This window comes from Mucilaginibacter sp., from assembly GCF_028288105.1.
Lineage (GTDB): Bacteria > Bacteroidota > Bacteroidia > Sphingobacteriales > Sphingobacteriaceae > Mucilaginibacter.
The window spans coordinates 1-22,277 of the sequence record NZ_JAQBOI010000002.1 but is presented as its reverse complement, the minus strand read 5'-3'; the positions used below and the strand labels follow the sequence as shown (position 1 = coordinate 22,277).

22 protein-coding genes and 1 pseudogene are annotated in these 22,277 nt (G+C 40.3%); 11 read left to right on the top strand and 12 right to left on the bottom strand.

All coding sequences use genetic code 11. The features are described 5' to 3' along the window. Positions 1–134: 134 nt before the first annotated feature. From nhaA to sucC, 5 genes and pseudogenes are all read right to left on the bottom strand, one after another. Positions 135–1,280, bottom strand: a complete 1,146-nt coding sequence (nhaA, locus tag JWQ85_RS00125) for a Na+/H+ antiporter NhaA (RefSeq protein ID WP_367186171.1) — start codon at positions 1,278–1,280, stop codon at positions 135–137. A gap of 42 nt (positions 1,281–1,322) precedes the next feature. Next, entirely contained in the window at positions 1,323–1,943 is a 621-nt protein-coding gene (locus tag JWQ85_RS00120; RefSeq protein ID WP_299462077.1) for an L-threonylcarbamoyladenylate synthase, read from the bottom strand. A gap of 114 nt (positions 1,944–2,057) precedes the next feature. Continuing rightward, the gene (locus JWQ85_RS00115; protein ID WP_299462074.1) at positions 2,058–2,588 is read right to left on the bottom strand and encodes a YceI family protein; all 531 of its coding nucleotides are present in this window, start codon (positions 2,586–2,588) and stop codon (positions 2,058–2,060) included. A gap of 202 nt (positions 2,589–2,790) precedes the next feature. Further along, entirely contained in the window at positions 2,791–3,267 is a 477-nt protein-coding gene (locus JWQ85_RS00110; RefSeq protein ID WP_299462071.1) for a hypothetical protein, read from the bottom strand. A gap of 133 nt (positions 3,268–3,400) precedes the next feature. Then, positions 3,401–4,597 (bottom strand): annotated as a pseudogene (gene sucC / locus JWQ85_RS00105) (ADP-forming succinate--CoA ligase subunit beta); the annotation flags it as partial. Positions 4,598–4,775: 178 nt separating this feature from the next. On the opposite strand from sucC, the gene JWQ85_RS00100 reads away from it, so the two are divergent. The 4 genes from JWQ85_RS00100 (at position 4,776) to JWQ85_RS00085 (ending at position 7,915) form a co-directional block, all read left to right on the top strand. Continuing rightward, positions 4,776–5,435: an ABC transporter ATP-binding protein gene (locus JWQ85_RS00100; RefSeq protein WP_299462065.1), complete on the top strand. Its 660-nt coding sequence runs from the start codon at positions 4,776–4,778 to the stop codon at positions 5,433–5,435. After that, positions 5,436–5,732, top strand: coding sequence for a hypothetical protein (locus tag JWQ85_RS00095; RefSeq protein ID WP_299462062.1), 297 nt, complete (start codon positions 5,436–5,438; stop codon positions 5,730–5,732). It begins immediately after the preceding gene. Then, positions 5,713–6,330, top strand: a complete 618-nt coding sequence (locus JWQ85_RS00090; RefSeq protein WP_299462059.1) for an HAD family hydrolase — start codon at positions 5,713–5,715, stop codon at positions 6,328–6,330. Before JWQ85_RS00095 ends, JWQ85_RS00090 begins: the two co-directional genes overlap by 20 nt. A 61-nt stretch (positions 6,331–6,391) precedes the next feature. Further along, a complete protein-coding gene (locus JWQ85_RS00085; protein ID WP_299462056.1) occupies positions 6,392–7,915 on the top strand; it encodes a S41 family peptidase in 1,524 nt (507 codons plus the stop codon). A gap of 61 nt (positions 7,916–7,976) precedes the next feature. Here the strand turns inward: JWQ85_RS00085 and smc are convergent, their stop codons facing one another. The 7 genes from smc to JWQ85_RS00050 form a co-directional block, all read right to left on the bottom strand. Further along, positions 7,977–11,522 carry a chromosome segregation protein SMC gene (smc, locus tag JWQ85_RS00080; RefSeq protein WP_299462053.1) on the bottom strand — a complete coding sequence of 1,182 codons (3,546 nt, stop codon included), beginning with the start codon at positions 11,520–11,522 and terminating at the stop codon, positions 7,977–7,979. A gap of 138 nt (positions 11,523–11,660) precedes the next feature. Beyond that, on the bottom strand, positions 11,661–12,446 hold the full coding sequence (locus JWQ85_RS00075) for a PhzF family phenazine biosynthesis protein (RefSeq protein WP_299462050.1): 786 nt from the start codon (positions 12,444–12,446) through the stop codon (positions 11,661–11,663). A gap of 4 nt (positions 12,447–12,450) precedes the next feature. Then, entirely contained in the window at positions 12,451–13,113 is a 663-nt protein-coding gene (locus tag JWQ85_RS00070) for an ATP-binding cassette domain-containing protein (RefSeq protein ID WP_299462048.1), read from the bottom strand. Continuing rightward, on the bottom strand, positions 13,091–13,432 hold the full coding sequence (locus JWQ85_RS00065; protein WP_299462045.1) for a hypothetical protein: 342 nt from the start codon (positions 13,430–13,432) through the stop codon (positions 13,091–13,093). The genes JWQ85_RS00070 and JWQ85_RS00065 overlap by 23 nt, the downstream gene beginning before the upstream one ends. A gap of 16 nt (positions 13,433–13,448) precedes the next feature. Then, positions 13,449–14,153 carry a deoxyribonuclease V gene (nfi, locus tag JWQ85_RS00060; RefSeq protein WP_299462042.1) on the bottom strand — a complete coding sequence of 235 codons (705 nt, stop codon included), beginning with the start codon at positions 14,151–14,153 and terminating at the stop codon, positions 13,449–13,451. 60 nt (positions 14,154–14,213) lie between these two features. Then, entirely contained in the window at positions 14,214–15,074 is an 861-nt protein-coding gene (locus JWQ85_RS00055) for an RNA polymerase sigma factor RpoD/SigA (RefSeq protein WP_129875191.1), read from the bottom strand. Between the two features lie 202 nt (positions 15,075–15,276). Beyond that, a complete protein-coding gene (locus JWQ85_RS00050) occupies positions 15,277–16,116 on the bottom strand; it encodes an MBL fold metallo-hydrolase (protein WP_299462035.1) in 840 nt (279 codons plus the stop codon). Positions 16,117–16,374: 258 nt separating this feature from the next. Here JWQ85_RS00050 and JWQ85_RS00045 point away from each other — a divergent pair, with 258 nt between their 5' ends. From JWQ85_RS00045 to JWQ85_RS00015, 7 genes are all read left to right on the top strand, one after another. Further along, complete coding sequence (locus tag JWQ85_RS00045) at positions 16,375–17,538, top strand: zinc-dependent alcohol dehydrogenase (RefSeq protein ID WP_299462032.1); 1,164 nt, start codon at positions 16,375–16,377, stop codon at positions 17,536–17,538. Positions 17,539–17,547: 9 nt separating this feature from the next. After that, on the top strand, positions 17,548–18,402 hold the full coding sequence (locus JWQ85_RS00040) for an SDR family oxidoreductase (protein ID WP_299462029.1): 855 nt from the start codon (positions 17,548–17,550) through the stop codon (positions 18,400–18,402). Positions 18,403–18,436: 34 nt separating this feature from the next. Continuing rightward, complete coding sequence (locus JWQ85_RS00035) at positions 18,437–19,228, top strand: SDR family oxidoreductase (RefSeq protein ID WP_299462026.1); 792 nt, start codon at positions 18,437–18,439, stop codon at positions 19,226–19,228. A gap of 263 nt (positions 19,229–19,491) precedes the next feature. Further along, on the top strand, positions 19,492–19,983 hold the full coding sequence (locus tag JWQ85_RS00030; RefSeq protein ID WP_299462023.1) for a DUF421 domain-containing protein: 492 nt from the start codon (positions 19,492–19,494) through the stop codon (positions 19,981–19,983). A gap of 49 nt (positions 19,984–20,032) precedes the next feature. Next, positions 20,033–20,722, top strand: a complete 690-nt coding sequence (locus JWQ85_RS00025) for a methyltransferase domain-containing protein (RefSeq protein WP_299462020.1) — start codon at positions 20,033–20,035, stop codon at positions 20,720–20,722. A gap of 2 nt (positions 20,723–20,724) precedes the next feature. Continuing rightward, complete coding sequence (locus JWQ85_RS00020) at positions 20,725–21,849, top strand: glycoside hydrolase family 130 protein (protein WP_299462017.1); 1,125 nt, start codon at positions 20,725–20,727, stop codon at positions 21,847–21,849. 117 nt (positions 21,850–21,966) lie between these two features. Next, the coding region (locus JWQ85_RS00015) for a hypothetical protein (RefSeq protein ID WP_299462014.1) at positions 21,967–22,277 on the top strand (311 nt) is incomplete at its 3' end.

Here is a 22,277-nt window from a genome sequence, read left to right as displayed (position 1 = left end):
GTTAAAGATACATCACAGTAATGAGTTTCCTGAAAACCGGATAAAATTTGAATATGTATAACGTGTTTTTTTAAACCGCCAGATTTTTAATTTTAGATGGAGTGAAGTAAAGAATGTAGAGCTTATTTATAATATCAAGCTTCCACTTTTTTAATTTTAGCAAGGAATATATAACCAATTGCAGCTGCCAGTAAAGATGTAATCAATATAGTGAACTTTGCCTGGCTTTGTAATCCGGCATCAGCAAAGGAAAGCAGCGCCATAAATATGGACATGGTAAACCCAATCCCTGCTAACTGACCAATCCCCCAAACTTGTGTCCATTTTACGCCATCGGCTAATTTTGATAGCTTAAGTTTTACCGCCAGCCAGCTAAACAGAGTTATGCCTACGGGCTTGCCTAATAACAAACCAAATAATATCCCTGCCGATAGCGGGTTGATAATATTGCTACCAGCCAGGCTTTCCATAATATTTATGTTAGAATTTGCCAGGGCGAATAACGGCACAATGATAAAGTTTACCGGGTTTTCCAGCAGATGTATCAGCTTCTTTAGTGGGGAGAAATCCAGCTTAATATTATGTGGGATAGCCATTGCCGTTAGTACCCCCGCCACCGTTGCATGTATGCCGCTATGATGGATAAAATACCACATGAATACCCCCGGAATAAGGTATGCTGCCAAATAACGCACATTAAAGCGGTTAAATATGAGCTGCAAAATAAACATGGCCAATGCCAGCAGCAAATAAGTTGTATGAAGGCCCGCCGAATAGAATATGGCGATAACCAATATCGCCCCAAGATCATCTACAATTGCCAATGCCTTTATAAATACCTGCAACGATTGCGGCACCCTCGATTTGATGATGCTGATGATAGCCACTACAAAAGCAATATCGGTAGCCATAGGGATGCCCCAGCCTTTACCGGTAGCTGTATTTATGTTGATGAGCGCGTAGATCCCGGCGGGGACAAGCATGCCACCAATGGCCGCAAATATGGGCAGCGTGGCCGATTGTTTATCAGATAGTTCGCCATTTAATACCTCGTCTTTAATTTCCAGTCCTACCAGCAGGAAGAAGATGGCCATTAAGCCATCGTTTATCCAGGCAAGGGTAGTATAGGCGCCAAGCTGGGTGGTAAGGATATTATTAAAAGATGGATTGAAACCAGTATTGGCTATAATAAGCGAAACAACCACACAGGCAATGAGTATACCGCCACCGGTAGCGTTTGAGCGGATAAATTCGGTGAATTGTTTAAGGTTTGTTATCAAGATGTATTTGCCGGTTATTAAGGCAGCAAGGTAAATATAAGATTATAAATAATCTTCCAACTCGCCTTTACCTTCACGAATAACTTCGAAGCCACCAGACGTACAGTCGATAACGGTAGATGGAATGTTTTCGCCGTAACCGCCGTCAATTACCAGATCAACCAGGTCTTCGTATTTCTCATGGATCAGTTCGGGGTCGGTAGAGTATTCGATGATATCATCCTCATCGTGGATAGAGGTTGATAGGATAGGGTTGCCCAATACTTTTACAATTTCGCGGGCTATATCGTTATCTGGCACACGGATACCTACTGTTTTTTTGTTTGAGCTTAAGAGCTTTGGTACAGCGTGGCTGGCATTAAAAATAAAGGTGAACGGCCCCGGCAGCGCTTTCTTCAGTACACGAAACGTGGCGTTATCAATAGGTTTTATGTAATCTGATATATGGCTAAGATCATAGCAGATAAAAGAGAAGTTGGCTTTCTCGGGTTTAATATTCCTGATCTTGCAGATCCTTTCAATGGCCTTTTGATTGGTTATATCGCATCCCAAACCATAAACGGTATCAGTAGGGTATATGATGAGGCCGCCTTTGCGCAGTACATCAGCAACCTGTTCTATTGCTTTCTCATTTGGGTTTTCGGGGTATATCTTTATTAGCATAGTGCAAATATCGGGTTTCGAATTTGATATTTTATAAATACAAAAATGCCGAATAAATGTTATATCCGGCATTTTAAAATCAATTCGAAATTGAAACTTCGATATTAGAACTACTTATGCTTGCTTAGCAAACTGTATGTTCATAATAAGTTTAATATCTTCACCTACTACAATAGAACCTGCTTCGGTAACGCCATCCCACACTAAGCCAAACTCTTTACGGTTTATTTTACCGGTAACTTCAAAGCCAGCCTTTGTGTTGCCATAAAAATCGCCGGCAGAACCACCGTATTCAACTGCAAGGGTAACTGGTTTTGTAACATCTTTAATAGTAAGGTCGCCTACTAATTTATAGTCATCACCATCAGCTGTGAAGGAAGTTGATTTAAAAGTGATCTTCGGGTGTGTTGCCGCGTCAAAAAACTCAGCAGATTTTAAGTGCTCGTCGCGTTGTGGTTGCGTAGTATCTACACTGTTCACATCCAGTGAAAATTCAATTTTCGCATCTGTAAAATCTTCATTCTCTGTTTCCAGCTGGCCTTCAAATGATTTGAAGAAACCGCTTACAGTTGATATTACAAGGTGTTTTACTTTAAATTGTACTTCTGAGTGCATTGGGTCTAATACCCATTTTGTTGTTGCCATGATATTTTTAGTTTGTTTTTGTTTCGATTAATTATAGCACAAAGATAATGATAGATGTTTAAACATGTATTATATTTCCAAACATTTACAATTAACAGACATATGGCTAAACAACGGTATAAATAGGGGGAATGTTTGTTTGAAATCATATTGAATGAGTATTTATTAATGAACAATTGTTAGTGGTAACGTAAGTAAGTCACTAATTGATCATGATCTCGAAGTAATTATCATCTTGGCCTATTACCCTTTTTTGACTTATCAATAGCTGTTTATCTTCCTTTTTAAAAACGGAGTAACATTCCTTGTCAATTATCCTGATCTCCGCGAACTTGTAATTCTCTTTTACAACGTTATCCATAAACTGTTTGTAAAAAAATGCATTCATTATCCAATAACGGATAGTTGTTTTTTGAGTGGAAGTAATTTTAAGAAAGTAAAGGTCACTGATCTCGCCAGGCCGTACCTGGAAATGCCAGGTTATTGTTTTCTGTCCGTTAACTTCTTGCGTATGTTGTATCTGATACCCTTTAACACTTAGCATCGTATTAATGCTGCTGTCGTTAAGCTGGTAGGCGTGTATTAATTCTGTAGGTGTCAAAAGCGTTTGGCTTTTTGCATTAAAACCTAATAACAGTACTGCAATAATAGTTGTGATAATTTTAAAGGATTTTTTCATGTTACGTTTTTATCGACAGGATGCATTCGTCCTCATTATTCCATAAACAAAGTAACAAAAAAGGGAGCCACCGGGCTCCCTTAATATTAATAGGTCAACTAATCTCTAATTAACCAATCAGTAATCACTAAAATTAAAGCGCTAAAACTTCTTTAACTCTGTCTGCAGCTTCTTTTAAAAGGATAGCAGAGTAAACTTTCAGGCCCGAATTATCAATTAGTTGTTTACCTTCTTCGGCATTGGTGCCTTGTAAACGAACAATGATAGGAACAGGGATATTACCAATTTCGTTGTAAGCATCAATAACACCTTGTGCAACACGGTCGCAACGAACAATACCACCAAAAATATTGATCAGTATAGCTTTAACGTTAGGGTCTTGCAAAATGATATTAAAACCAGCTTTAACAGTTGCCGCGTTAGCAGTACCACCAACATCAAGGAAGTTAGCAGGTTCGCCACCGGCAATTTTAATAATATCCATAGTTGCCATAGCTAAACCGGCACCATTAACCATACAGCCAACATTACCGTCAAGCTTAACATAGTTAAGGTTTGATTTGCTTGCTTCAACTTCGGTAGGGTCTTCCTCATCAGTATCACGCAATGCCGCATAATCTGCGTGGCGGTATAATGCGTTATCATCAATGTTAACTTTAGCATCAACAGCTAAAATTTTATTATCAGAAGTTTTTAATACCGGGTTTATTTCAAACTGAGAAGAATCGGTAGCATCATACGCTTTATATAAAGCAGTAATGAATTTTACCATATCCTTAAATGCATCGCCTGATAGGCCAAGGTTAAAAGCAATTTTACGTGCCTGGAAACCTTGTAAACCAACTTTAGGGTCAATTTCTTCTTTGTGTATCAACTCTGGTGTAGAGTGCGCTACTTCTTCAATATCCATACCACCTTCGGTAGAATACATGATAATGTTGCGGCCTTTAGCACGGTCAAGCAATACGCTTATATAATATTCTTTTACTTCGCTTTCGCCCGGGTAGTAAACATCTTGTGCAACCAAAATCTTTTTTACCAGTTTACCTTCGGGGCCGGTTTGCGGGGTTATTAATTGCATGCCTATAATATTGCCTGCAATTTCTTTAACCTGTTCAAGGTTTTTAGCAAGCTTTACACCGCCGCCTTTACCACGACCACCTGCGTGTATCTGTGCTTTTATAACTGTCCAGTCCGACCCGAAGTCTTCCTTCATTTTCTGAGCAGCAGCAACAGCCTCTTCAGGTGTATCTGCAACTATGCCTTCCTGTACTCTTACGCCAAAGCTTTTCAATATCGCTTTGCCCTGATATTCGTGAATGTTCATGTTATTTGAAGAATTTGCGGTAAAGCTACTATTTTGTTTTTAGAGATTGGAGAGTAGAGGTTAGAGATTTGTAATATTTACGGTAATTGTTTTGTGATAATTATATTGCTATGAATATTTTTTCTGAGGTAAAATAACATCAGAGCGCGAATTAACTAATCTCTAATCACTAAATTTGCCCATGCTTAAAGCACAATCAATAAATAAATCATACGGAAAGCTCCATATATTAAAAGGGGTAGACCTTGAAGTAAAGCGCGGCGAAATTGTAACCATTGTAGGTGCATCGGGCGCAGGTAAAAGCTCACTGTTAAACATACTTGGCACGTTGGATGCTTCAGATTCCGGCCAATTATTTATTGATAATGTTGAGGTTAGCAAACTTAACAACAAGTATTTAAGCGAGTTTCGCAATCAAAAAATCGGCTTTATATTTCAGTTCCATCATTTACTGGTAGAATTTAACGCTATAGAAAATGTGTGCATACCCGCATTTATAGCAGGTATACCACGTGCCGAAGCCGAAAAAAAAGCTAAGGAATTATTAGAGATGCTTGGCCTGGGTGATAGGATTACGCATAAACCGGCAGAGTTATCTGGCGGCGAGCAGCAGCGCGTTGCCGTGGCAAGGGCGCTTATAAATAATCCGGCCCTGATATTTGCAGATGAGCCATCCGGTAACCTTGATTCAAAAAACGCGCTGGAACTGCATGAACTTTTTATAAAACTGCGTAAGGATTTTAACCAAACCTTTGTAATTGTAACCCACAACCAGGACCTGTCTGATATGAGCGACCGCACGATATTGATGAAGGACGGGTTAATTGTAAATAATTTATAGGTGAAAATACTTATTACATCTGCTACATCGGCCCAGGCCCATAAGCTTAAAAATAGTCTGAATAATGATGAAGTTATTATGGGCGATTATAATGAGCTACCCGCTTTTATGGGAATGCTGAAATTACCCAACCCGGCATCAGATACTTATGCGCACGAAATGCTAACCTTTTGTTTAGATAATAACATTGATACCGCTTATTTGCTTAATAAGCAGGAGGCGGATGTATTGCTATTATCCGGGCAATTATTTAAAGAGTATAATATTGATATTATAAATGGCAGCCATAACTTATAGCGATATAGACCCACGTAAAAAAGCTTTTATTTTTGAACTGGATGATGTGCTTTACCCTGCAAAGGATTATTACTTCCAGATCTACTATCTTTTTGCGAATTTATTAGAATACACCGAATTAAATAGCGCCGCCAAGACAACCGATCTGATGATAGATACGTATACCCAGAAAGGAGAGGGGGAAGTGTTTAACACAATAGCAACCGAGTTAAACGTTGATGAAAAGTATCGTAAAAATTTAGAGATAATGTTATTAACATCTCGCCTTCCATTAAAATTGCTGCTATTCAAAAATATGCTTAGCTTTATGCAGGAAGTGGTTTTGGATCGTAAAAAGCTTTTTATAGTAACAAACGGTAACCCACAGCAACAGCTTAATAAGCTACGACAGGTAGAGTGGCATGGGTTGGAGCCCTACCTGATCTGTTACTTTGCTAATGAAAGCCTCCCTAAACCCGAACCGGATGTATTGCACTTGTTAATGCAAGAGCATAACCTGGAACGTAGGGACCTAATTATGATAGAAGGTTCGGATACAGATAAGTTATGCGCCGAGGCATGTGGTATAGACTACATAAGCGTTAAAGAAATCATATAATATCAGTAAATATAATATATATATAATAATATCGTTAACTCATAAATAATTAATATAAGCTATGAAGAAAATATTTTACTTGTTTCTACTGCTTTCTACGGTAGGTATAACGTCTTGTAAAAAGGATAAAAAAATAACCCCAGATCCAATAGAGCCTTCTAAAAATGGTTCTGTGCTTGATCTGATAAAAGATTCCGTTTTTTTATACACAAAGGAAACCTATTACTGGAATAAAGATCTGCCAACTTACGCAGCATTTAAGCCACGTGCGTTTAGTGGTACTAATGATCTGGACGCATTATCAACCGAAGTGGATGCATTATCGCAATATGCCATAAATACTGTAACTGGTAAGCCTTATGAATATTATTCACCATCACCAGGTTATGCAAAATATTCTTTTATTGACGATGGAAGCGTATCCGGCGAGTTAGGTGGTGTAAAAGGTGATTTTGGTTTTGCACCTGCATACGGTACTACAGTTAGTGATTTAAGAGTAAAATATGTTTATCCGGGTTCGCCTGCTGATGTTAAAGGCATTAAAAGAGGTTACAAAATTACCGCTATAAATGGCCGTACCGGTTCAGGGCTGAACTATGATGCCGGCACTAACGTTAATTTTATTGTTAATGCATACAATAGTTCCAGCAGCATTACCATGACTCTTGAAAAACCCGATGGTAGTAGTTTTAATGTGTCCATGTCAACAGGTACTTATATTGTAAACCCTGTTTTGGCTACAAAGGTTGTTGATGCAGGTGGTGGTAAAAAGGTAGGTTATATCGTATTTAACAGCTTCACAGAAGATTCTAACGCCAGGCCCAAACTTGACGCTGCATTCAGCGATTTTGCAACACAGGGCGTAACAGATTTAGTGGTTGACCTGCGCTATAACGGAGGTGGTTATGTTTCAACAGCCGAATATTTAAGTGATTTAATTGCGCCTTCATCTGCCAATGGTTCGTTAATGTATTCTACATATTATAATGATGATCTTCAGCATGATATCCACCCTTTATTAAGTAAGATCTACAATATTTCACCTGGCGAATTTTTGCCTACCGATCCTTCCAATCAGGCAAAGTTTGCTAAAGCCGGTAATTTAAATATCAGCAGGGTGTTTTTTATTGTTACAGGTTCTACGGCATCAGCAAGTGAGCTTACGATAAATAATTTAATACCTAAAATGGATGTTAAACTTATTGGAACAACAAGTTATGGTAAACCTGTAGGTTTCTTTGCTATCGATATTAATAAATATCAATTATATGTACCTCAGTTTGAAACCAAAAACTCTGCAGGCAACGGAGGCTATTATGATGGTATGAAGCCTGGTTCGGCTAAATATCCGGGAGTTGAAGACTTTGATGACGTAAGTAAAGAGTTTGGTGACCCAACTGAAGATTTATTTGCATATGCTATTAACTATGTAAAAACCGGTGTGTTCTCTATACCGACTAAAAAAATACAAAGCACATCTAATCTTAGAACATTATCTATGGATGAAGCAAAGAAGATGACTACCCAAATGGATAGAAAACAGTTTAAAGGCATGATATATGATCATCTGAAACTTAAAAAATAAGCTGGTCTGCAAAAAAAAGTCTGAAAGTTTAAACTTTCAGACTTTTTTTTATGTATAATTCTTAATCAGCCAATTCGCGCAGATCAACAGGTACAACCCTTGATATCCCTTGCTCAACCATAGTTACGCCATAAATAATATCGGTACAGGCAATAGTCCGTTTATTGTGAGATATAATGATAAACTGGGATTCTTTAGAGAATTTACGGATAATGTTATTGAACTTATCAATATTGGTATCATCAAGCGGGGCATCAACTTCATCAAAAATACAGAAGGGCGCGGGCTTTAACAGGTAAAGCGAGAATAGTATAGCCGTAGCTGTAAGCGTTTTTTCGCCACCCGAAAGTTGATTGATAGATAAAGGGCGTTTCCCTTTAGGCCTTGCAATAATATCAATCTCAGACTCCAGCGGATGCTGCGGGTCGCTTAGTATCAGATCGCAGGAATCCTCCTCGTTAAACAGCGAACGGAATACTTTTATAAAATTCTCGCGCACCATAGTAAAGGCCAACATGAATTTCTCTTTAGCGGTATCATCTATCTCCTGTATGGTTGCCAATAACGATGCTTTGGCTTCGGCCAGATCTTTCTTTTGCCCCTGTATAAAGCTGTGGCGTTCGCTCATTTCATTATAAGCCTCAACAGCCATTGGGTTAATAGCGCCAAAATCGTCAAGTTGCCTTTTTAATTTTTCGGTACGTTCGCGTATATCATCTTCATCGCCGGCTTCATTGGTGTCAATCTCGATCAGGTCGTTTATGTCTACGTTAAACTCTACTGATAAGCGCTCGCGCAAAGCGTTCAGTTCCAACTTAAGATTATTGCGTTGATCCTTTAACTCATTCTCTAAAGCCTCGGTTTGATCTTTCTTTTGTCGCAGTTTCGAAACCTCGTTCTCGCTTTCGGTAATGGTGGCGCGCCATGCATAGTATTCCTGCTCGGCTTCGGCAGTGCCTTTTTCAAGCGCTTCCTTTTGCTCATACATTTCCAGCAGGCTTTCGTCGCTATCGCCGGTTTGCTGCAGGTTTTCCATTATCTGTGCCTTCACTTTTTCCAGTTCAGTACTATTTTGGCGTATGCGTACATCCAAATGTTCCAATTGTGTTTCGCGGTAATCAAGGTCTTTCACCAAACCCGAAACCTTATTTTGCTGCTGATGGAAACGGATATTTTCCTGGTTATAGGTATTGGATTGTACCGTTACCATTTCGTTCAGTTCATTAAAGGCCTGTTGCTTATCCAGCATCAAATCACTTTGGATCTGCTTTTGAGCTTTAAGTTCAATCAATAATGGGCCAAGGTTAAGTATCTCTTCTTTTATGCCGGCTACTTTATTGGCAATATCCTGCTTGCGGTTAAGGCTATTCTCAATAAATGCCTGGTATTGTTCCTGTTTAGTTTTAACGGTAACCAGTTCAGTATTTACCTGGTTCAGTTCAAACTGCTGCTGCCTTAGCTCGTTTGTTCTGCCCGATGCCTTTAAGGCAGATAGCTTGCTTTGTAGCTCCTCGCTTTTGTTTTTATAATTTTGGATGCGGGTTTCGGCCTGTTTAATTTCTTTTAACAGGTTATCAAGGTTCTTGGCGCGGCCAATACGTTTACCCTCAAACAAACCTACCGAGCCACCAGCCATGGTATGTTTAGATTTATTGAACTTGCCGCTCTTGCCAATCAACACAACGCCGTCAGGTAATTTAACCGCATTAATATCTTGTTCTGTATTATCATTTACCAGGTAAACACTCTTTAGCAAATAATTACATAATGGTTTATAACGTTCTTCAACTTCTACAACAGATAAAGCAGGTACAGCGGCCGAATCTATTAAACTTGTTTCGGTTGGTTTTGAAGCGACCTCGTAGTTATCCAGTATGAAAAAGTGCGCACGTCCTTTTGCCGAGTTGCTCAATAAATTTATGGCAGCTATAGCTTCATCATATGTATTCACCACGTAATGGTTCATTAGTGGTTCCAGGTAGTTCTCAATGGCTACACGGTATTCTTCCTTGCAAAATAGTATATCGCTGAACAGGGTGACTGTTTTAGCCCAGTTGGTGTTCTTTTTTAAGAAACGGATAGACTCCGGGAAGCCTTCTAAATTATCAACCAAACTTTTGGTAAGGTTATACTCGTTTTGTTTAGCATCCAGCTTACGGCCATCAGTGGCTACGCTATCGTTAACTGTTTTTAACTCGGTCTCTGTTTCGGTTATTTGCTCCTGTAGTTTGTTTTCTGCATTAACTGCAAGGTCATATTCACTTTTTAGGGTACCTGTCCGGCTTTCCAGTTCGGCTACCACTTTGTTAAAGTGCGAAAGTTCTGCCTCCTTATTGGTGGTGTCTTCCATATTGCGCTGGCTTTCCTGCTCAAGCGCCTGTTGTTGTATATTCAGGATATCAATATCCTTTTCGGCTTTGTAAAGCTGGTTTTGCAGTCTACCGTTTATACTGTTCAGTTCATTTAACTCGTTACGGGCCTCTGCCTGTTGCGCACGAAGTTCGTCAACCGCTTCCTTTAATTCGGCAACACGCTGGGTAATAGTATGCAGATTTTCGTCTTCCTGTAGCTTTTCTTCGCTCAGGCGTTTTATATTGTACTGAACGTGTTTGAACTGGTTATTGTCCCGTTCAAGTTCCTCTTTTAAGCGGGTTTCTTTATCCTGCTGATGTTTGAGCTGTTCGTTCTTAACACGTTTCTCGCTTTCGTATGCCCGTATTTTGGCCGTGAACTCATTACTGGCTTTTTGTTGTGCCGCAAGGTTTTTCTCTTTTGTAAGGCTATCCAGCTTATTTCGCTGTAATGCGGCTTCCAAAGTATCTATTTGTGTAGCAATACCCGATTTTTCTTCCCGTTGGATCTGTTCTTTCTCTTCAATCTCTGCTAACGACTTGCTGAAATTTGCGATACGGAATGATGCCAGCGAAATGCTTAATGCCTTGTATTGATCCCGCAGTTTATAATAACGCTCGGTTTTCTTGGCTTGGTTCTCCAGGGCTTTTAAATTCTTCTCTATCTCAAAAAGCAGGTCTTCTACACGTTCCAGATCGGCTTCTGTATCTTTTAATTTGCTGAATGTTTGTTTTTTGCGGAGTTTGTATTTAGATATGCCCGATGCTTCTTCAAACAAATTACGGCGCGAACCTTCCTTGTTGTTAATGATCTCGTCTATCATCTTTAACTCGATGATAGCATACGAATCTGCACCGATGCCGGTATCCAGGAAAAGATCTGTAATATCTTTTAAACGGCACTGCACATCATTAAGGCGGTACTCGCTTTCACCTGTACGGTACAACCTGCGCGTTAAAGTTACCTGCGAAAAATCTGTAGGGAGAACGTTTTTGGTATTGTCGAATGTTAAAGAAACTTCGGCAAGGTTAGCGGCCTTGCGGCTTTTAGTTCCGTTGAAAATAATGTTATCCATTTTTTCGGAACGCAGCGCACGGGTACTTTGCTCGCCCAATACCCAGCGTATGGCATCAACCACATTAGATTTACCGCAGCCGTTAGGGCCTACAATAGCGGTAACACCCTCATTAAAATTAATGGTGATCTTATCTCCAAAGCTTTTAAACCCCTTGATTTCTAACTGTGTAAGTTGCATTAATACTCCGTATGATCTAAAAAAATTAAGTTCGGAAAATAAGCAAAAAAAGTCAGCCCCCCAACCCCTGAAGAAGGAGTTGAAATATAAATTTAAGTTTTTCAAAAGCTCCCCCTTCAGGGGGCTGGGGGGCTTCGCCTAAATGTATATTTGTCCTTTAAGATAAGTAACCGCTTTGCCTGCCATAATTACCCTGTCGCCTTTAAGCTCGCACCATAATTCGCCTTTGCGGGCAGATATCTGGTAGGCATGCAGTTTGTTCTTGCCCAATTTTGCGGCCCAATAGGGTATTAGGTTGCAATGCGCTGAGCCGGTAACCGGGTCTTCGGGAACACCGGCAGCAGGGGCAAAGAAACGGGATACAAAATCAACATCCTTACCAGGGGCTGTAACAATAATGCCTAAGCTATCTATCTTGGCCAAAGCAAAGTGGTCGGGCTTTATATCTAAAATATCGTCTTCGTTATCGTAAACCAAAAAGTAATCGCGCGAGCGTAAGATATCTTTAGGCTTTTTGCCGCCCAAAGCCTCTATTAATCCTTCGGGCTTATCGGCTGCAAATGGGGGCCGCGATGGAAAATCCATAGAATATTTATCGCCATCGCGTTTTACTATCAGCGTACCGGCTTTAACGGTATCAAAATAAATGGTATCCCCCTCGTATCCCAGTTCGGTAAATAATATATGTGCCGATGCAAGTGTGGCGTGCCCGCAAAGGTCTATTTCCAGTTCGGGGGTAAACCAGCGCAACAAATACCCATTTTCGGTTTTTACAAAAAAGGCAGTTTCGGCAAGGTTGTTTTCCAGCGCTATCTTTTGCATGGTTTCATCCGGCAACCATTCCTCTAATGGGCATATAGCAGCGGGGTTACCACCAAACAATTTATCGGTAAAGGCATCGGCCTGGTAAATAGGGATAGTCATGGTATTATTGATTAATACTGCTAAGATAGCCGTAAGTAACTAATTCTTCATTATCAATAATGTGTTTTGTGCAGCCATCGTTTAATAAAATTACCTTATCACTAACTTCTAATATATTGTAATACTGATGATCTGTTACAATGATTCCCTTACGTTTGGCGCATGCCCGAATAATGGGCTTAAATTCATCGGCTTGTATGGGGGATATGTGTGTAAATGGCTCATCCAGTAAAATAAAATCTGCTCTGCTATGTATGATCATCATAGTTTCCAACTGGCGCAGTTCACCACCCGATACTTGCCCTGCAGTGTTATTGGAGTTTCGCTGATATATGGGCAGCGCGGCAAAATCATCCCATGAAGATGGATCAACGAGTATTTTAGCTAATTTGTCCAGCCGGATACCCGTTGGAAGATAGTTGTGCTGTGGCAAATAAGCTATGCGGTTATTATGATAGCCTTTGTGTATAAACTGATCGTTAATACTAACATATCTGTGGGAGGCGGTTAAGGTGCCAAAAATGATTTTCAGCAAGGATGATTTACCGCAGCCGTTGCGGCCTAACAAACCAATTACCTCACCCTGTTTACACGACAAATGAACATCCCGCAAAATCTTGCGGCCGTCAAAAGCCAGTTCAATGCTATCGGCCTTTAGTGTATACATGGTGCGGAGCAAATAAATGATGGGCGGTAAATAAAAGGGTGAGCATAATTATAAATATGGCCATATCAATTGCAAAGGCACAAATATACATCCGCTTTATGCTGTAACCGGCATTGCGGTAATACATATAAACGTTTTTGGCAGTATAGCTTTGCAGGAATATAGTTGAAGCATAACCTATAAATTTCCAAAAAAACATGAAGCCTGTAACCCGGAGGCCGTATGTACCGATAAAAAAAATAGCGGTAAGGGTAAACCCTAAGTTCCAGGGCAGTATGGGTTTGTAAAAGTACTTTAATAAGGTACGGATATGAGACATGTATGGTTTAAGCGAATCAATCGAACAATCCCAGCTGCTTAGTTTTATCTTCCCCGTTCTCTATCCTTATTTTGTTTACTAAGATGTGTGCCTGCCTGGTAGGTTCAGGTATGCGATAGCCACGGATGCAATTTTTTATCACATCAACGCTTTGCTGCATATTGATATTGTGTCCCGGTGAAATGTAAATAGGTTTACAGTGTAATTTACTGCGCAGGGCAATGCCAATGAGTTCGCCTTTATCATACATAGGGCTTTCGGCAAATATTTCATCAGCCGGTTCTTTGTACTTTCCATAAAGCCTGCTTTTTGCGCTGCCAATAGTAGGGACGTTTGTAAGCAAGCCAAAATGTGTAGCAATACCAAGGCGGCGCTCATGAGCTATGCCTTGTCCGTCTAACACCAGCAGATCGGGTTTTATATACAGGTTGTTCCAGGCGCTGAACAAGGCAGGGATCTCTTTAAAAGCAAGTAAGCCCGAGATATAAGGAAAAGACGTATGTGCTATAGCTGTAGATGTGCCTATTACCTGCATATCCGGATACTTAAATACCACAATGCCGGCATATAATAGTTCTGAATCTTTATTAAAGGAAATATCAGCCCCGGCTATAGTTTTAATAGGCTTTTGCAGTTCACGAATCTGGATTCTTTGACGCAGGACGTTCTGATAAGCAATTGCTTCGGCGGGTGATAAGTGTTCGTAACCGGATGGATCCATATAACCATAACGAAAAAGACCTCCGTTTTGTTTAACGGAGGCTTAATTTTTAACCTATAGTTATCCCAGGTATGATTTCAGAATTTTGCTTCTTGAGGTATGACGTAACCTTTGCAGCGCCTTATCTTTAATTTGACGTACACGCTCCCGTGTTAAATTGAACTTTTCGCCAATTTCTTCCAGTGATAAAGGATGATTGCTACCTAAACCAAAGAACAAAACAATTATTTCGCGCTCACGCTCGGTAAGGGTAGATAACGAACGTTTTATCTCTTCAGATAAAGACTCGTTGATAAGGATAGAATCTGTATTAGGCTCCTGGTTTTCCAGTACATCTAATAAAGTATTTTCTTCTCCCTGTACAAATGGCGCATCCATAGATACATGGCGACCACTGTTACTCAAGGTATCAGATATTTTGTCTACTGTAGTTTCCAGCATATCAGCAAGCTCTTCCGGAGATGGCTCGCGTTCATATTCTTGCTCAAGCTTTGAAAATGCTTTGCTTATTTTACTCAGGGAACCAACCTGGTTTAATGGCAAACGCACAATACGTGATTGCTCTGCAATGGCCTGCAATATTGATTGACGAATCCACCAAACAGCGTATGATATAAATTTGAAACCTTTGGTTTCATCAAAGCGTTTTGCAGCCTTAATTAATCCTAAGTTACCTTCGTTAATAAGGTCACCAAGAGTAAGTCCCTGGTTTTGATATTGCTTAGCTACCGATACCACAAAACGAAGATTCGTTTTTGTTAAGCGCTCTAATGCAGCCTGATCGCCTTCTCTAATTTTCTGTGCTAAAATTACCTCTTCTTCGGCAGTTATTAGGTCAACTTTACCAATTTCGTGAAGATATTTGTCGAGGGACTGTGACTCACGGTTGGTAATGGATTGAGTTATTTTGAGTTGTCTCATTTATTTTATTAACCTCGATTCTTATAATTTAGAATTGAACGTGCAAAGCTACAAATTTGTTTCTAAAAATAACATTTTATAGCCAATAATGCCAGTATTTTACTATTATATGAAAGATGTTTTAATTGACTTGTTTTGGAATAATATTTGTGGTGAAAGATTTTAGAAGTTTATTTTAATAAAATTTCTTAAACGTTAAAAATTAGATCTCATCTAACTTAAACACCTCTTTCACCCTTATTCCTTTTTCGGTTTGTTGCAGTGTGCAGCACTCGTTTATTGGGTCGTGCTCCAGGTATAATATATATTCCTTTTCAACCGCTTCATTTAAATAAGCTTTCTTTTCGCCCAAAGTTTTTAGCGGGAACATATCATATGCCATTACATAGGGCAGGGGCAAATGGCCTGTAGATGGCAGCAGATCGGCCATGTATAAAACCTGTTTATCTTTGTAATTAATAAGCGGCAGCATCATGGCATCGGTATGGCCATATGCAAAACGGATGCTAATGTCATCTGTAAAGCTGACACCATCCCGGGCCTGGATAAATTTTAGCTGGCCGCTTTCCTGTATAGGTAATATATTATCTTTCAGGAACGATGCTTTTTCCCGTTCGTTGGGGTTAACCGCCCAATCCCAATGTTGCTCGTTGCTCCAGTATGTAGCGTTCTTAAATGTTGGTAATAGTTTTTCGCCATTGCGTGTAACTGCACCGCCAACATGGTCAAAATGTAGGTGGGTTAAAAATACATCGGTTATGTCATCCCTATGAAAGCCTTTTGCGGCTAACGAACTACCCAGTGTAGCATCGCCATGCAAATAGTAATAACTAAAAAACTTTTCATCCTGTTTATTGCCAATGCCTGTATCAACCAAAATTAAGCGGTTGCCATCTTCAATCAGCAGGCAACGCATGGCCCAGGTGCAAAGGTTTCTATCGTCGGCCAGGTTGGTTTTATTCCATATCACCTTCGGCACTACGCCAAACATGGCACCACCATCCAGTTTAAAAAAGCCGGTATCTATAGTATGTAGTTTCATTTTGAAGTTCAATTTTCAAAGGTGAAGGTAAAATTTTAACCACAGAGTACACAGAGTTTTTTCACAGAGTACACAAAAGCATTACAAGTATAAATTCGATTTTCTCTGTGTTCTTTGTGCTTCTTTCTCTGTTCCCTCTGTGGTTAAACACTACAGGTTGTTTATAATTTGTAACCAAAAACTAAATTTAATTTCTTAAAACTATAATTTAATAACCCATGTTGTAATATAAACCAAACGAAAACTAAAACAACACTTATGAAAGCAGCGGTATTTCACAAACCCGGCGACATCAGTTACGATACTGTTGACGACCCACGCATAGAAGACCCAAGGGATGTCATCCTTAAAGTAACATCGACCGCTATTTGCGGTTCCGATCTGCACATTTTAAGCGGCGGGGTACCGCAAACCAGCGATATGATCATGGGGCACGAATTTATGGGTATCGTAGAAGAAGTAGGTGCAGACATTACTAATCTTAAAAAGGGCGACCGGGTGGTTGTGCCTTTCCCTATAGCTTGCGGGCATTGTTTCTTTTGCAGCCATGGTGCATCGCCAAGTTGCGAAAATTCTAACTACAAACATTACGGCCCTAACGGGGATATGATGGATCAGAAAGGCGCGGCATTGTTTGGTTATACCGATCTGTATGGGGGCTACAGCGGCGGGCAGGCCGAATATGTAAGGGTACCCTATGCCGATATCAGTCCGCGAATTGCACCTGATAACATGACCGATGAACAGGTGCTTTTCCTGACGGATATTTTCCCTACGGGCTGGTCGGCTATTGATTGGGCACAGTTAAAAGGTGGCGAAGTGGTAGCCATATTTGGATCGGGTCCGGTAGGTTTAATGGCGCAAAAAGCAGCATGGATAAACGGCGCAAGTCGTGTTATCGCTATCGACCCATTAAACTATCGCTTAGAAAAAGCACGCGCCGTAAACAAAGTGGATACACTTAACCCCCATGAGGTTGATGTGATAGAAGCTATCCGTGAGATGACAGGTGGCCGTGGCGCCGATGTTTGCGTTGATGCGGTAGGGTTTGAGCCCGAACGTACTATTCTTGATAAAGCCAAAGCACTGGTAAATTTTGAAGTAGGCAGCATGAAAGTACTGGACATGGCTTTTAAAGCCGTACGCAGAAGCGGCACGGTTACTATAATGGGTGTGTATGGCTCAACTTATGATAACTTCCCCATGCACCGCATGTTTGATAAAGGCCTAACTATTCGCCAGGGCCAGGCACCGGTGCTCAATTATATAGATCATCTGATAAACCTGGTTAAAGAAGAGAAGGTTATACTGGATGATATTATCTCTCATACATTACCACTAAGTGAGGTAGCTAAAGGATATGAGATTTTTGATAAGAAAGAAGACGACTGCGTAAAGGTTGTATTAAAACCCTGGCAATAAATTATGGATATGAGCACACAACAAGAAACACCCGAAAAACAAGACCATCAGCCCGGAGTAGAAGCCGAAATGGACCCGCGGCCCGAATATATTAAAGCCAATTACAAAGCAGCCGGAAAGCTGGAAGGCAAAGTGGCCCTGATAACCGGCGGTGATAGCGGCATTGGCCGGGCGGTTGCCGTGCATTATGCACGTGAAGGTGCCGACGTGGCTATTGTGTATTTGGAAGAGGACGAAGACGCCACTGAAACACAAAAGTTAATTGAGGCGGAAAGCCGTAAATGTTTACTGATACGGGGAGATGTAAAGGACAGGCAATTTGCAAATAACGCGGTTGAGCAAACAGTAAATGAACTGGGCAAACTTAATATTTTGGTAAATAACGCTGCCATACAGTTCCCACAGAAGGACTTAAAGGATATTACCGAAGAGCAACTGGAAGATACATTTAAAACAAATATTTTTGGATATTTTCATTTTGCGACTGCCGCGCTTGAGCATTTGCATGAAGGGGATACAATTATCAATACCACATCGGTAACCGCATACCGTTCCTCACCAAATTTAATTGATTACTCATCTACAAAAGGGGCAATTACTGCATTTACCCGCTCGTTGGCTACAAATCTTGCTAAAAAGAACATACGTGTAAATGCTGTGGCGCCCGGTCCTATCTGGACACCGCTCATTGTATCAACCTTTGATGAGGAAAAGATAAAAGAGTTTGGCAGTGAAACAGGAATGGAAAGAGCAGGGCAGCCATCAGAGGTGGGGCCGGCGTATGTTTTTCTGGCATCTGATGATTCATCCTACATCACAGGGCAGGTTATTCACGTTAATGGGGGCGAAGTAGTGAACGGGTAAAACAAATTAATACATCTATAAATATCATAAAACTATGAGCAATACAAAATATGCCTTAATTACCGGCGCGACAAGCGGTATCGGCTTAGAATTGGCAAAGCTATTTGCAAAAGATCATTATAACTTAATTATTGTTTCCCGCAACCAGCAGGAACTGGATAAAACAGCGTATGAACTGCAACAGAACGGTATCGATGTGATAGCCATGGCAAAAGATCTGTTTAACCGCGATGAAGCATTCTCGCTTTGTGAAGAAGTAAAACGCACCGGTATACATATTGATGTTTTGGTGAATGATGCAGGGCAGGGTGTTTATGGCGAGTTTAAGGATAACGATATAGATCGTGAATTGAAGATCATCGACCTAAATATTGGTGCTTTAACCATTCTTACCAAACACTTCCTGCAGGAAATGGTAAGCCGTAACGAAGGTAAAATATTAAATGTAGCCTCTATCGCAAGCGAAACCCCGGGCCCATGGCAAGCGGTTTATCATGCTACAAAAGCTTATGTATTATCATTAACTGAAGCTATCCGCGAAGAAGTTAAGGATACCAACATTACAATTACCGCATTACAACCCGGTGTAACCGATACCGACTTTTTTAATAAAGCCGGAATGAACAATAGCAAAGCTGTGCAAGATAAAGAAGCCATGGCAAACCCTGCCGATGTAGCCAAAGACGGCTACAATGCGTTAATGGCTGGAAAGGACAAAGTAGTGTCGGGTTTTAAAAATAAATTGCAGATGGCTATGGGTAATGTAACGCCGGATAGTACCCTGGCCCACATGGTAAACGAACAGCAAAAACCCGTTGAGCATTAACAGCTTTTAATTTTTCATGCATAATATTGAAAGGCCCCGGTTTCGGGGCCTTTTTTGTGCGATTAACCTTATTGGCGCTGTAAGTTGTTTATTTGTAAAGCAGGATCAAGACTTGCCTACATTTCTTGGAAAACAATAGTAGCTTATAGCTTGACTAACGTAAGTTTATAAGCCAATTTTTACACTTGCCGGCAAACAAATCCCTCGTGTTTGTATTATAATTTAACAACATATTAATGTTGTTTTAATACAAGTATCGGTCTATGGATATCATTATTAAAATATTCGGCGAGGGTAAAGACCTTACCTTATCGCAAATGAGCGCCAGAGCATTTGTAGTTTATTTTATAGCGCTCGCGCTGATCCATATTTCGGGAAAGAGGACGTTCGGGAAGAAGTCGGCCTTTGATATCACTATTACCATTATACTTGGCGCAGTATTAAGCAGGGCTGTAGTTGGTGCCTCACCGTTTATGGCTACTGTAGCTGCTTGCCTGGTTCTGGTTTTAATTCACCGGATATTGGGATGGGTTATTTTATACAGCAAATCATTTAGCAAACTATTAAAAGGCGAAAAGATATTACTTTATCAGGATGGACATATCAATGAGAAAAATCTGCGTAAATGCCTTATGACACAAGATGACCTGATGAGCGATGTACGCCTGAAAACAAATGAAGACACGCTTAACAATGTGAAAGAGATTTACATGGAAAATACAGGCGAGCTTAGCATTGTGAAGAAAAAAGATTGACGCTTTACCATACAATTCTTTTCTTTGGTTGATATAAACCGCAAACTACTTGGAAGATATATTTGGCCAGGCATTATTTGATTACTTTAAAAATGCCGGCAAGCATAAGCTATGGATAAACAACACCTACGGCCCAAAAGAAGAGATGCCGCTGGATGTATATTTCCGTATCGAAGATGAAATGCCCGACTTGGAGCTTATCGCCCTTAATAAATGCAACGGTAAGGTTTTGGATATTGGCGCGGGTGCCGGTAGCCATGCCTTAATGTTACAGGATAAGGGATTAGAAATTACCGCGCTGGATATTTCTGGTTTGGCTGTTACTATTATGCAGCAGCGTGGGGTTAAGCATGCAATAGCGAAAGATATTTTCACCTATCAGGCAGATAAATACGATACATTATTATTAATGATGAATGGTATAGGGCTATGCGGTACTATTAAACAATTACGCCTATTTTTACGGCATACCAAAACGCTACTGAATAAGGGCGGCCAATTATTATTTGATTCTTCTGATATTGCTTATTTATATGATGGTGATATACCCAAAGGTGATTACTATGGCGAATTGTTATATCAGTATGCTTACAAAGGGCAAAAAACCAACTGGTTTAAATGGTTATATATTGACCATGAAAAACTAAAGGTGGTTGCTGCCGAAGAGGGTTGGGCAACAGAGGTTTTGTACGAAGATGATATGGATCAATACCTGGTAAGGTTAACACCTGTTTATTAATTATGATGAGAGATTTTTACAAAGTTATCCGGGTTTTAGTCCTGCTTGTATTAACAGCAGGCTCCGTATCGGCACAAACCGACGAATTGCCTTTATGGGCCTTTGGGCCGTTTGTGCGGCCGGCCAGGGTTAATCCATTGATCAGCCCGGATACTACCACCCGGTTTTATGACCCCATGCGCAAAAAGCAAATGGATTGGGAATCCAATGATACCTTTAACCCGGCTGCTACCATAAAAAATGGCAAAATATATATTCTTTATCGCGCCGAAGATAAATCGGGCACCGGAATAGGGGGCAGGACTTCCCGTCTGGGCCTGGCCGAAAGCAGCAACGGCATTTCGGTTAAGAGGTCGCCTGTACCGGTGTTATATCCGGATAACGATAGTCAGAAAGAATTTGAATGGAAAGGTGGTTGTGAAGACCCACGTGTTGCCATGACCGCTAACGGGACGTATGTTGTTTTCTATACCCAATGGAATCATGATATGCCGCGTTTGGGTGTAGCTACATCAAAAGATCTAAAAAAGTGGACAAAACACGGCCCTATATTTCGTAAGGCGTACAATGGCAAATTCTTTAATATCGCCAGTAAATCGGCATCCATTATCACAAAACTAACAGGTGCGAAGCAGATAATCGCGAAAATTAATGGTAAGTATTGGATGTACTGGGGCGAAACCGGCGTGTATGCCGCCACCTCTACAGATCTGATAAACTGGGCCCCTTTAATGAACAACGACAGTACATTAAAAGCACTAATATCACCCCGAAAAAATTACTTCGACAGTGATTTAACCGAGTGTGGCCCTCCGGCAATAATTACTCCCAAAGGCATTCTACTATTATACAATGGTAAAAATAACATCACCTATGGCGATAAGCATTATACCGCAAATTCGTATTGTGGCGGGCAGGTAATGTTTTCGGCAAGCGACCCAACCAAAGCCATTCGCAGATTAGATAAGCCCTTTTTTGTGCCGCAAGAAGCATTTGAAAAAAGTGGACAGTACCCTGCAGGGACTGTATTTATGGAAGGATTGGTTTATTTCCAAAAGAAATGGTTCCTGTATTATGGCTGTGCCGATTCGAGGGTAGCAGTAGCTATTTTTAATCCTAAAAAGTAACCGTTGCAATTAGTTTTTAATATGGTTTTGATAGACCAAAGGCTTTTTTGTAATTTTTTTGTTATAATTAAATAAATAGATATATTTACAATGTATTGTCCCTAATACTAACGAACTGTGAGAAGGTTTTTTGCTTTATTATTACTTAGCATACATCTGTTTAATACAGGTGGGTATACCCTTATCTTCGAATATTTCATCCACCAGTCCGAGGTGAAAATCATTAAACAGATCTATGAGAACAAGGTAGATGCTACTCAGCTTGTACAAATAAAGATCCCTGTGCATAACCCTGGAGCGTCAGACTGGACCGATTACGAACACGTGCAAGGGCAAATTCAGTTAAAAGATGGCTTTTATAATTACGTGGGCGTTAAAATGACCCGTGATACCATGTATCTGGTTTGTATTGCAAACAGTGTAAAAAC

Bases quoted from the DNA above. Each gene is read 5' to 3' on its own strand.
- JWQ85_RS00120 (WP_299462077.1), bottom strand. From the start codon at position 1,943: ATGCTAATAAAGATATACCCCGAAAACCCAAATGAGAAAGCAATAGAA.
- JWQ85_RS00115 (WP_299462074.1), bottom strand. From the start codon at position 2,588: ATGGCAACAACAAAATGGGTATTAGACCCAATGCACTCAGAAGTACAA.
- JWQ85_RS00110 (WP_299462071.1), bottom strand. From the start codon at position 3,267: ATGAAAAAATCCTTTAAAATTATCACAACTATTATTGCAGTACTGTTA.
- JWQ85_RS00100 (WP_299462065.1), top strand. From the start codon at position 4,776: ATGCTTAAAGCACAATCAATAAATAAATCATACGGAAAGCTCCATATA.
- JWQ85_RS00090 (WP_299462059.1), top strand. From the start codon at position 5,713: ATGGCAGCCATAACTTATAGCGATATAGACCCACGTAAAAAAGCTTTT.
- JWQ85_RS00085 (WP_299462056.1), top strand. From the start codon at position 6,392: ATGAAGAAAATATTTTACTTGTTTCTACTGCTTTCTACGGTAGGTATA.
- smc (WP_299462053.1), bottom strand. From the start codon at position 11,522: ATGCAACTTACACAGTTAGAAATCAAGGGGTTTAAAAGCTTTGGAGAT.
- JWQ85_RS00075 (WP_299462050.1), bottom strand. From the start codon at position 12,446: ATGACTATCCCTATTTACCAGGCCGATGCCTTTACCGATAAATTGTTT.
- JWQ85_RS00070 (WP_299462048.1), bottom strand. From the start codon at position 13,113: ATGTATACACTAAAGGCCGATAGCATTGAACTGGCTTTTGACGGCCGC.
- JWQ85_RS00065 (WP_299462045.1), bottom strand. From the start codon at position 13,432: ATGTCTCATATCCGTACCTTATTAAAGTACTTTTACAAACCCATACTG.
- nfi (WP_299462042.1), bottom strand. From the start codon at position 14,153: ATGGATCCATCCGGTTACGAACACTTATCACCCGCCGAAGCAATTGCT.
- JWQ85_RS00055 (WP_129875191.1), bottom strand. From the start codon at position 15,074: ATGAGACAACTCAAAATAACTCAATCCATTACCAACCGTGAGTCACAG.
- JWQ85_RS00050 (WP_299462035.1), bottom strand. From the start codon at position 16,116: ATGAAACTACATACTATAGATACCGGCTTTTTTAAACTGGATGGTGGT.
- JWQ85_RS00045 (WP_299462032.1), top strand. From the start codon at position 16,375: ATGAAAGCAGCGGTATTTCACAAACCCGGCGACATCAGTTACGATACT.
- JWQ85_RS00040 (WP_299462029.1), top strand. From the start codon at position 17,548: ATGAGCACACAACAAGAAACACCCGAAAAACAAGACCATCAGCCCGGA.
- JWQ85_RS00035 (WP_299462026.1), top strand. From the start codon at position 18,437: ATGAGCAATACAAAATATGCCTTAATTACCGGCGCGACAAGCGGTATC.
- JWQ85_RS00030 (WP_299462023.1), top strand. From the start codon at position 19,492: ATGGATATCATTATTAAAATATTCGGCGAGGGTAAAGACCTTACCTTA.
- JWQ85_RS00020 (WP_299462017.1), top strand. From the start codon at position 20,725: ATGATGAGAGATTTTTACAAAGTTATCCGGGTTTTAGTCCTGCTTGTA.